Genomic DNA, 10,603 nt, shown 5'->3' with positions numbered 1-10,603 from the left:
TTAAATTGACGAAGCTTGCGCTTCATTCAAAAATTGTAAAACTTATTTTTGCCTCATCGTTCAGTTTTCAAAGTTCGTCTGCCGCTCTTGGCGACTTCATTAATCTATCACGTTTCGATTGTTTTCGTCAACAACTTTTTCACAAATTGTTTTTCTGAAATAATCTTTTGCCGTGACAACGTTTATAACTATAATCTCTATTTACCACTTCGTCAATACAAAAAACGATAAAAAATTAAAAAAGATTTACTTCCCGTCAATAGAACGAAAAGTAAACCTTTTGCTTTGGATCAATCAAGACGTACATAGCCCGTCTCTTCAACCAAGGTCTGCCCATCCTCGCTTGCAAGCCAATTTAGAAAATCTCCATATTGTCTCGCCTTCTCATTCGTAGTCACCGCATAGAATTCTGAAGTCAATGGATATGACCCATCCTGAATAGTTTCAACGGTCGGTTCGATTCCTTCTATACGAAGTAACTTAATCTTGTGGTTCTTTACCATTTCTGTCGCATAGTATCGGAATGAGAATCCAATCGCATTTTTATGATTTCGATACGATGACGTTTGTTGAATAATTCCGCCCATCCCCTCAGGAACATCTTCTACCGGTGCTTTCATGAGTTTTTGTTCGCCCATCATCTTTTGTAACGCCGTTTGACTGCCGCTATCCTCCGGTCTTTGGAAAGCTCGGATGGATTCTGAGTTGCCCCCAACCTCTTTCCAATTCTGAATATCTCCAGAATAAATACCACGAACTTGTTCCATCGTCAAAGAATCGACGGGGTTATCTTCATGAACGAAGAACACAAATGCTTCTCTGCCGATTGCTGTCATATGTAGAGAGACGTCTTTTTGTTCCGCCTCTTGCAACTGACGGTCAGATGGACCAGCGACAAAAATCACGTCAGTCTGATTGTTCATGAGTCGACTGTATGCTTCCGGTGTTGTCGTCGATACGACTTTACTCGTTTGATCATTATATGGGTCATACGTTTCCGAATCCGGATAGACTGCTTCCACGAATGAAGCGTACATCGGATAGAGTGCGGTCGCCCCGTCTAATCGTGGCAGTCCTCCCTCAAACTTCACCGTGGATTCATGATCGAGCTTTGCCAATTGTCCAGAATTCGTGAACGGCTGATAATCCGTCAACTCCACACCGCGTTCCTCGATCTTCAAACTATCTTGATACATATAGTATCCTTTCACAGAAGCGAAGAGGACAACACCGGCCAACGCACCCCAGCCTAGAACTTTTCGAATCTTTTGTTTTGAAAAGGACGAAAAATCATAGAGTCCCATACACACGATGAGCAGAATGGCTATATACCATACCGTCCAAATAATCGGTCGCCCTAGTGTGATTGGGTCGCCCATCGTAAAGAGCGCGACAAAGACGGAAATCACAACCGTGACGAACAAAATAAAGATGGTGCCCACGCTAAATTTCAATAGTTTCATATACCTGTTTTTCTCCTCGTCATTCCTAAGCAGGGGTCGTTACGCAATCTCATAAAGAACTGCTTCTACCCCGACTCCTTTTGTCGGTCTCGTGACCGTACGAACATATCCTTTTTTCACTAAAAAACCAATGATACTTCCGAGGTCGACCCGAAGTTCGTTCAAATTCGGATGTTCCATTAATTCAGAGAACGTCCATGCCTCATCTTTTTCTTGCATCGTCTGAAGTAACAACAATGTACCTGGTAACACTTTCGATTGAATCAAATGTTCCATACCAATCACGACAAGATGGATTCTTTGTTCGAGCGTTTCCTGTCCACCGACAAGTTCTTCGTGCAACTTATAAATCTCAAGGTCGATGGCTCGGACTTGTTCCCACAACACGATTTCAGGATGAATGCCCGCTTCTAAAATCGAAAGTCGTGCCAAATGGGTGAGCGCATGATGAATCTGAGTGAAGGCGTCTTGAAACTCTCCTTCTAAAAATAAATAGCGCCCGTCCTCAAATCGACGTAACAATTTCGCGAATGAAAGCGAGAGCTGTAGACGCTGCTCCCGATTCGTCAAATTCCGATTTCGCTGTCGTAACTCCAAAATATATTCATTTCGTTCAAATAAAACGAGCCCATCTTCAATCCAATGAATAGCACGCCGGTTTTCATTCATGACAATCCATCGATCCATCATCGAGTCACTAACCACATGTAGGACAACCTTCTCTTGTCCGACCTGATAATGTTTCACGGTCCAAAACGGATCTTGCCTTGATTCAATGACAATCAGCAGACGATCCGACTGATCCGTCAATGGATCCCGTGCTCGTTTTTTCTTCACTTCAATAATCCCGAGTGTCGTTTTTAATGCAGCATATTCTGAATAAATGGTGCGAGTCGCATATTCCATCGTCATCCGGACCCCTTCTCTCTCAATCGTACGTTGACTATATATGACGATTGTCATTTCGATACGAACCAAATTCGCCCTCTTTTCAAAAAACTCCTGCCGAAAAAGCGCAGGAACTTCTCACCTGTTTGAAGATGAGCTATGATAGAGACAGACTATTGGAGGGATTCATATATGAAAAAACGGGGGAACAAAATCAACCGTGCACGTAATATAGCCTTACTCCTCATTTTTGGAGGAATTGGAGTCATGTACCTCGGACTTCTCGCAAAATCGATCACATGGCTCATGATCATCTTCATGCTACTTGGGTTTGTTATGGTCCTCGCAAGCTCTGCACTCTATTTCATTATCGGAATGGCCTCGACTAAAGCGATTATCGTGACATGTCCGAACTGTGAAAAAGAAACGAAGATGCTCGGCCGTGTTGATTTATGTATGCATTGTGACGAACCACTTACAATCGATCAGTCACTCGAAGGCAAAGAGTTTGATGAGAAATATAATAAGCGTCAATCGCAACAAACGGATTGATACAAAAAACCACATCCGAATCCTCGGATGTGGTTTTAATGTGTTTGCGATTGTTCAGACTGACAAGACGGGCACGTTCCGTACACTTCAAGTCGGTGACGATCGACTTTGAATCCAGTCAATTGAGAGGCGACCGATTCGATTTCATCTAATACAGGATAGTTAAAGTCGACGACTTTCCCACACGTGTCACAGATGATGTGATAATGTTTCGACGTCACGAAGTCAAAACGACTCGATGCGTCTCCGTAGTTCATCTCTTGAACGAGACCCACTTCTTTAAAGACACGCAAGTTGTTGTATACAGTAGCCACACTCATGTTCGGAAACCGTGCGGCAAGTGCTTTATAAATGTCATCCGCTGTCGGGTGACTGTGCTCCGTGACGAGGTACTCCAAAATGGCCTGGCGCTGAGGCGTCATTCTGACTCCATGTTCTCGGAGCGACTGAACAGCATGGTCAAGCATTTCGCTTCCCACGTCAATCCCTCATTTCTTCTATAAAATTCATGCGAAATAGTTTTGAACATTAACTTATTTCTTACATAGTAATCTTTATAAATAGTGTACTGATTTCTCAACTACTCGTCAAACACTGAGCTTAAGCGGTTGACGGCTATGATACAATAAGTGCGAATTTGAATAAGGAGGCAATACATATGACTACTTCATCAAATCGTCAGTCATCTGATGCATTGTACCAAGATGCACTCACTCATATCGTCGGAGGTGTCAACAGCCCGTCCCGCTCATTTAAAGCGGTCGGTGGTGGGGCTCCTGTTTATATGGAACGCGGCGAAGGCGCCTATTTTTATGATGTAGACGGCAATCGTTACATCGATTATTTGGCGGCATACGGTCCAATCATTACCGGCCATTCCCATCCACACATTCACGAAGCGCTTATGAACGCTTCTTCAAAAGGTTTATTATATGGGACGCCACACCGTCTCGAGGTTGAATTTGCGAAGAAACTAAAACAAGCCATCCCGTCGATGGATAAAGTGCGGTTCACGAATTCGGGAACCGAAGCCGTCATGACGACGGTACGAGTCGCCCGTGCTTACACCGGTCGTGAACTCGTTGTGAAATTCAGCGGTTGTTACCACGGACATTCGGATCTCATGCTGATTGCAGCAGGTAGCGGTCCCGCGACACTCGGTTCTCCTGACTCTGCTGGTGTGACGAAAGCCACTGCCAAAGAAGTCATCACCGTCCCGTTCAATGACGTCGAAGCGTATCGCGAGATGATGAAAGAATGGGGAGACCAGGTCGCTTGCGTTCTCGTCGAACCGATTGTCGGGAACTTCGGAATCGTCGAGCCAAAACCTGGTTTCCTCCAAGCCGTCAACGATATTACACACGAACACGGTGCGCTCGTCATCTACGATGAAGTCATCACAGCGTTCCGCTTCACATACGGAAGTGCTCAACAAGTATACGGAATCGAACCGGATATGACGGCACTCGGTAAGATCATCGGTGGTGGTCTACCAATCGGTGCTTATGGCGGAAAAGCGGAAATCATGGAAACGGTCGCACCACTCGGACCGGCATATCAAGCCGGCACAATGGCAGGAAACCCGGCCTCGATGGCGACAGGGATTGCTTGCCTTGAAGTGCTCGAGCAACCTGGTGTTTACGAAAAATTAGACGCACTCGGTGCAAAACTGGAAGCTGGAATCCGTGAGGCGGCAGAGAAGCATGATGTCACCATCACAATCAACCGCTTAAAAGGTGCCCTTACCGTTTACTTCACGGATGAAATCGTCACCGACTATGAAGGTGCAGAAAAATCAGACGGTGAGAAGTTCGGACGATTCTTCAAGTTAATGCTTGAGAACGGCGTGAACTTGGCTCCATCGAAATATGAAGCCTGGTTCCTGACGACGGAACATACGGAGCAAGATATCGAAGAGACGATCGAAGCGGTGAACCGCTCGTTTGCTCAATTGTAAGAGAGGGAGATGCGCGAGCATCTCTCTTTTTTTGTAAAAGGGGACATCTTCAAAAAAAGTGTCTCTTTTTATGAGGCATCGTCCCCCATTACAGTAGAACCAAGGAGGTGCTCACCATATGAAATTTAAAGATTTTCCATTAAACGTCCGCTTGCGACTCGTTTGCGGATTTTGCATTCGAATTGTCGGATCTGCCATTTTCCCATTCATGGCACTCTATTTCTCAGAAGAGTTGGGGAAAGTCCCCGCTGGAATCATCATGACCTCATTCGTTATCGTCGGTTATTTGACCGGTCTATTCGGTGGGTACTTTTCCGATCGGTTCAATCGGAAGGCTGTCTTACAAATTGGCCAGGTGATTCAAATCATCTGTTTCCTCGGGATGACCATCGCGATTCACCCATCGAATAACTGGGCACTCGTCGTCGCCATCCTCTACTTCGGTCATGCCGTTTCGAACGGATTGAACTATCCGGCATTGGAGGCAATCGTCATTGATTCGATGGAAGAATCGAATCGAAAAGCCATCTACGTGTATGACTACTGGCTCGTCAACTTGGCAATCGCCGGAGGCGTCATGCTCGGCGGTGCCTTCTATCGTGACCATCGCTTCGCTCTTTTCATCGGCATGACGGTCGTTCTCACTGTGACCACAATCGTCCTTCAACGCTTCTTGGTCGACACATACACCGGGAACCGTTCAACACCGTCAAATCCGATTCATGGCGTCATCGAAAACTATAAAATCGCACTTCGTGACCGTCGATGGATTACGTTCGTCCTCGGAAGTATGCTCGTCTTTTCGACCGAGTTTCATATGGCGAACTACATCGGGGTACATTTAGCGGAATCGTTCGACAGTCGACAAATCATCGGTATCCCAATTGATGGGGTTCGGATGATGGCGTTCATGCAACTTGAAAACACATTGCTCGTCGTCGCCATCACGTTTGCCGTTACTGCGTTCGTCAAACGTTTTAAAGAAAAAGCTGTCTTTTTCGTCGGGTTATCATTATACGTTACGGCGTACGCTGCCATCACCTCGATGAGTTCCTTCATCGTTCTTGCGATACTTGCCATTGTCTTTACCATCGGCGAACTACTCTATTCTCCGATTCGGCAGGTGAAGCAAATCGATTTGCTCGACCCGGAACGCCGAGCTTCTTACCTTGCGTTCGGCGGTCTCACATTCCATGGCGCCAAATTAGTCGCGGCAGCAGGGATTGTCGTCGGTGCGTTCATCGGTCCAATCCTAATGAGTGGTTACATCTTTATCTTCGGGGCACTCGGTGCTTACTTGTATTACATCTCACTCTACAAGATGCAACCTGCTCGCCAACTCGCTGCTTGACGTTTAACATGAAGACAAAACGGTAAAACAGTACGATGAAGGAGGCGAAGTACTTGCCTGCGATTGTTTTATTTGATGGCGATTGCAACTTCTGTGATGCCAGTGTCCAGTTCATCATTCGTCATGATCGACACGCCTCGATTCACTTTGCTTCACTCCAAAGCGAGGTCGGTCAGTCACTCCGAACACGACACCGGATCCCGGAATCAGTCGACAGCATCGTCTATATTGAAGATGGGGTTCCCTACTTAAAATCAGACGCTGCGATTCGAATTGCCGAACACCTTGATGGCCGTTGGCGCCTGCTTCGACTTATTCGTTTCATACCTAGACCGATTCGTGATCATGGATATACGTTCTTCGCCAAACATCGGACACGTCTATTTGGAAAAAAGGAAGTGTGCACACTCCCTTCCCCAAATGTTCGTAAACGATTTTTAGACCGCTAAAAAGTCGAGCCCATAAGGACTCGACTTTTTTATTATTCAACTACGGCTAAATCTTGAATCATATAAAGATCGTAATATGCTCCCCGACGACGCATCAATTCTTCATGCGTCCCGGTTTCCATGATTTGACCGTTATCCACGACGACGATTTGATCAGCGTCCGTGATCGTCGACAAACGATGGGCAACGATTAACGTCGTCCGTCCTTTCGTCAGACGGGCCAACGAATCTTGAATCATCGCTTCACTTTCTAAGTCAAGCGCACTCGTCGCCTCGTCGAGAATCAAAATCGGAGGATTCTTTAAGAATACACGCGCAATCGCAAGTCGTTGCTTCTGTCCTCCGGAGAGTTTGACCCCTTTTTCTCCGACTGGTGTCGCATATCCGTCTTGCAGTTTCGAGATAAATTCATGAGCATTTGCCGCTTTGGCAGCCGCGATGACTTCCTCGTCCGTCGCATCTGGTTTCCCCATCCGAATATTCATCGCGACCGATTCACTGAAGAGGACCGAGTCCTGCATGACCATCCCGATTTGATCACGGAGCGCACGTAATTTAAAGTCACGCACATCGACTCCGTCAATTTTGATGCTTCCATCTGTCACGTCATAGAAACGAGGAATCAAGCTGACGAGCGTCGACTTTCCGCCACCGGACATCCCGACAAACGCTACGCGTTCCCCGGAACGAATTTGAAGATTCACATCGTTCAATGCCCGTGTCCCGTCCTGCTCATATGAAAAGCTGACGTGGTCAAGGTCGATTTTACCCGCCGTCGACAATGGGACGAATCCGTTTGGTTTCTCTTCGATATCGTATGTTTCATCTAAAAACTCAAAGACTCGGTCCATCGAAGCGACCGACTGCGTGAGGGTCGTCGCCGAGTTGACGAGACGTCCGAGCGGCGCATAGAGACGGTCAATATAAGCGATGAACGCGACGAGTGTCCCGAGCGATACCTGTTCTTGAATAACGAGCCACGACGCTGTCGTGAAGATGAGAATTGGTGCGATATCGGTGATGGTAGATACGACGACATACGTCTTGGCGTTCCAACTCGTATGTTTGAGTGCCGCTTTTAAAAAGCCACCATTCTGTTGTTCGAACGCTTTACTTTCGTAAGGTTCAAGCGCAAAGCTTCGAATGACCGCCATCCCGTTCACACGCTCTGTCAAATGACCTTGGAGGTCAGCGAGTGCTGCCGACCGTTCCCGCGTCAAGCTACGCAATCGCCCGTAAAAATAGCGGACCGCAAACGCATAGAATGGAAGTGGTAAGATGGCAATCAACGTGAGTTGCGGGTCGATCGTATACATGATTCCAATAGCGATGAAAATCGTAATCATATCGAGCCAAATATTCATCAAGCCGGTGATGACGAAGTCTTTCGTCTGTTCGACGTCGTTGATGATTCGCGAAATGATTTGCCCCGTCTTATTGTTTGAATAAAAGCGGAGGGACAACTTCTGGACATGGTCGAACAATCGATTCCGTACGTCGAATAAGACGCGGGTCGCTGCCCACTGCGCCAAATATTGACGCAAATACTCGATTGGCGGCTTAAGGACCAAGAAGACGAAGAAGACGATACTGAATAACCAGACGAGTGTCGTATAGTCCTGTTTCGGCGCATTATCTCCTAAATAATTATCAATGACATATCTATATAGTAACGGTAACCCGAGCGGGATCGAAAACTTTAAAATCCCGACGAAGATGGTAAGGGCAATTTGCTTTTTATATGGACTGACAAATTGCAGATAACGTTTAATACTACCCATAGTTCCTCCTTGTTAAGAAAAAAAGCGGAGATGAGGAATCATCTCCGGTAACGTGCTTCGTATTCGCGATACCATTCATCGACGAATGTTGGGTTGAACGGCCCTTTCCGTCCTCGAATCCAGTTGATCAGTTCTTGCACGTTCTGCTTCAAGATTCGATCAATCGCTTTCGGATAATTCATCTCGCGACGATGCCGCTCATATTCATCTTCATCTAAAATCGTGTACGACATATCCGGGAACACCTTGATGTCCAAATCGTAATCGATATATTTGATGGCACGTTCATCCCCATCAAATGTAGTCGGCGAACCTAGATTACAGTAGTAGTAAATCCCGTCTTCGCGAATCATACAGATGACATTGAACCAATACTCAGATGAAAAGTAGCAAATTGCCGGCTCTCGCGTTCTCCATTGCCGACCGTCTGACTCGCTGACCATGATGCGGTCATTGAATCCGATCATATCCGTTTTTGACGACTGAAGGACGAGCGTTTCTTCCCAAACGCGATGCAAAGTTCCGTTGTGCTTGTAGCTCTGTATCTCGATTTTGCTACCTGCTTTGGGAAATAAGCTCATAAGCTCCTCCTTTCCGCTATGATGCTATACAATTCTCATATTTAATTATAGCGACTTTCAGAACCAATGAAAAAGGAAATCTCTTATTTTCATGAATTTAGTGTTTTTTGGAAGGCCTGTGCCCGTTCTTGAAACATCGGACGAAGGACAAAATACTCGACGAGTATGTTCGGAACATAGCTATCGAACGTCACCTCATCAATCATGACCGCCTTGCCATCACGCGACTCGACCCGATGCACGTGCGTGAATCGCTTAAACGGAAACGGTAACGCCTTCCCTTGATCGCAAAATGCGTAGTTTCCCACAACACTGATGGCGCTATTCCATGGCAGTTCTAACGGACCGATCCCAACGAACAACTTCACTTCATTCCCTTCGACCGAAGCACCATCCCCCACTAATCGTACTTTCGGAAACGTTGTCAGCTTCGTCAAAAGCGAGGCATCCTGTAATAACTCCCACAGTTCGTCTACCGTCGTATCGTATGTGGTCTCTACATCAAATCGTCTCATGATCTCCACCTGCCAATCGTTCTAGTTTTTGTTGAGCCACAGAAACCGTCTTCACATCACGCTCCGAAACATCCAACCAGACAACGTCATCCGTTGGAAGCGTATCAACTCGATATAAATCGATATACCAGACTATATGAGAGAAGACGTGTTTCACTTGCCCAAGATATGTTCCGTTAAGTTGTTCCCCCGTTCCCCGTTCAGTAAGCGGATATTGCCACATCCCGGCGAGTAGTCCTTTGTCCGGGCGCTGCACATAGGCGACTTTTCCCTCTTTTTCAATCCAAAGTGCGTCGTACATCTCGACGCGTGCCGCTCCTTTTTTCGTCTTCACCGGCAATTCTTCTTGAACGTGATGGGCATACGCATAGCACGTGTCTTGCACGGGACAGAGTGAGCACATCGGATTTTTCGGTGTGCAGACCGTAGCACCCAATTCCATCACGCCTTCGTTAAAATCGGATGCGTGGTTCGGATTCATCAATCGACGAACGACTTGTTCAAAGATTTTACGCGTCTTCGGTACTGCGATATCATCATAGATTCCGAATTGACGAGACATGACACGCATGACGTTTCCGTCGACAGCCGGTTCTGGTTGATTATATGCAATCGAAAGCACCGCCCCCGTCGTATAAGGACCAACCCCTTTTAGTTTCTCGAAACGTTCCTTTTCTTCTGGAACGATTCCGTCATAAACAGAAGCGACTTCTTTGACCGCCTCATGTAAGTTTCGAATACGCGAATAATAACCGAGCCCTTCCCAATATTTGACGACTTCGTCTGTTTCAGCAGAAGCGAGCGCCTCAAGCGTTGGGAATCGTTCCATGAACCGGTTGTAATAAGGGATGACCGTATCGACTCGTGTCTGTTGCAACATGACTTCACTGACCCAAACGCGATATGGATTTTTTGCGTGACGCCAAGGTAAATCACGCTTTTCACGATTAAACCAGGTGACAAGTTCCTCATTGAACTGATGAATATTATAATTTGTGAACAATTTATCAAGATTAAGCATTGTGTTTCCCCTCGTTTTTAAAATATTGTATGATAAATAGGAATA

At 46.3% G+C, this 10,603-nt stretch carries 11 protein-coding genes; 4 read left to right on the top strand and 7 right to left on the bottom strand.

Features of this window, described 5'->3' with window-relative positions; genetic code table 11:
• Positions 1 to 290: 290 nt before the first annotated feature.
• The gene (locus tag KNO90_RS13170) at positions 291 to 1,463 is read right to left on the bottom strand and encodes a PstS family phosphate ABC transporter substrate-binding protein (RefSeq protein ID WP_215113777.1); all 1,173 of its coding nucleotides are present in this window, start codon (positions 1,461 to 1,463) and stop codon (positions 291 to 293) included.
• 39 nt (positions 1,464 to 1,502) lie between these two features.
• Positions 1,503 to 2,441: a nucleotidyltransferase-like protein gene (locus KNO90_RS13165; protein ID WP_251127470.1), complete on the bottom strand. Its 939-nt coding sequence runs from the start codon at positions 2,439 to 2,441 to the stop codon at positions 1,503 to 1,505.
• 102 nt (positions 2,442 to 2,543) lie between these two features.
• On the opposite strand from KNO90_RS13165, the gene KNO90_RS13160 reads away from it, so the two are divergent.
• Positions 2,544 to 2,903 carry a YgzB family protein gene (locus tag KNO90_RS13160; RefSeq protein ID WP_214742889.1) on the top strand — a complete coding sequence of 120 codons (360 nt, stop codon included), beginning with the start codon at positions 2,544 to 2,546 and terminating at the stop codon, positions 2,901 to 2,903.
• A 35-nt stretch (positions 2,904 to 2,938) separates the two neighbouring features.
• Here KNO90_RS13160 and perR read toward each other — a convergent pair whose 3' ends face one another.
• Positions 2,939 to 3,370, bottom strand: a complete 432-nt coding sequence (perR, locus tag KNO90_RS13155; RefSeq protein ID WP_031421138.1) for a peroxide-responsive transcriptional repressor PerR — start codon at positions 3,368 to 3,370, stop codon at positions 2,939 to 2,941.
• Positions 3,371 to 3,561: 191 nt separating this feature from the next.
• On the opposite strand from perR, the gene KNO90_RS13150 reads away from it, so the two are divergent.
• The 3 genes from KNO90_RS13150 (at position 3,562) to KNO90_RS13140 (ending at position 6,660) form a co-directional block, all read left to right on the top strand.
• The gene (locus tag KNO90_RS13150; protein ID WP_215113776.1) at positions 3,562 to 4,860 is read left to right on the top strand and encodes a glutamate-1-semialdehyde 2,1-aminomutase; all 1,299 of its coding nucleotides are present in this window, start codon (positions 3,562 to 3,564) and stop codon (positions 4,858 to 4,860) included.
• Between the two features lie 118 nt (positions 4,861 to 4,978).
• Positions 4,979 to 6,211: an MFS transporter gene (locus KNO90_RS13145; RefSeq protein WP_215113775.1), complete on the top strand. Its 1,233-nt coding sequence runs from the start codon at positions 4,979 to 4,981 to the stop codon at positions 6,209 to 6,211.
• Between the two features lie 53 nt (positions 6,212 to 6,264).
• Positions 6,265 to 6,660 (top strand): thiol-disulfide oxidoreductase DCC family protein, encoded by a 396-nt coding sequence (locus tag KNO90_RS13140; RefSeq protein WP_215113774.1) that lies wholly within the window; start codon positions 6,265 to 6,267, stop codon positions 6,658 to 6,660.
• Positions 6,661 to 6,692: 32 nt separating this feature from the next.
• On the opposite strand, the gene KNO90_RS13135 is transcribed toward KNO90_RS13140, so the two are convergent.
• The 4 genes from KNO90_RS13135 to mutY all read right to left on the bottom strand — a co-directional run bounded on the left by KNO90_RS13135 (position 6,693) and on the right by mutY (position 10,558).
• Complete coding sequence (locus tag KNO90_RS13135) at positions 6,693 to 8,441, bottom strand: ABC transporter ATP-binding protein (protein ID WP_215113773.1); 1,749 nt, start codon at positions 8,439 to 8,441, stop codon at positions 6,693 to 6,695.
• A gap of 38 nt (positions 8,442 to 8,479) precedes the next feature.
• Positions 8,480 to 9,022, bottom strand: coding sequence for a nucleoside tri-diphosphate phosphatase (ntdP, locus tag KNO90_RS13130; protein WP_015880896.1), 543 nt, complete (start codon positions 9,020 to 9,022; stop codon positions 8,480 to 8,482).
• 89 nt (positions 9,023 to 9,111) lie between these two features.
• Positions 9,112 to 9,537: a hypothetical protein gene (locus KNO90_RS13125; protein ID WP_215113772.1), complete on the bottom strand. Its 426-nt coding sequence runs from the start codon at positions 9,535 to 9,537 to the stop codon at positions 9,112 to 9,114.
• Positions 9,524 to 10,558 (bottom strand): A/G-specific adenine glycosylase, encoded by a 1,035-nt coding sequence (gene mutY / locus KNO90_RS13120; RefSeq protein ID WP_215113771.1) that lies wholly within the window; start codon positions 10,556 to 10,558, stop codon positions 9,524 to 9,526. The genes KNO90_RS13125 and mutY overlap by 14 nt, the downstream gene beginning before the upstream one ends.
• Positions 10,559 to 10,603 lie beyond the last annotated feature (45 nt).

Origin of the sequence: Exiguobacterium sp. s63 (genome assembly GCF_018617335.1) — a bacterium.
Lineage (GTDB): Bacteria > Bacillota > Bacilli > Exiguobacteriales > Exiguobacteriaceae > Exiguobacterium.
The sequence above is the reverse complement of the archived record's forward strand: the minus strand, read 5'-3'. Positions and strand labels throughout refer to the sequence as shown.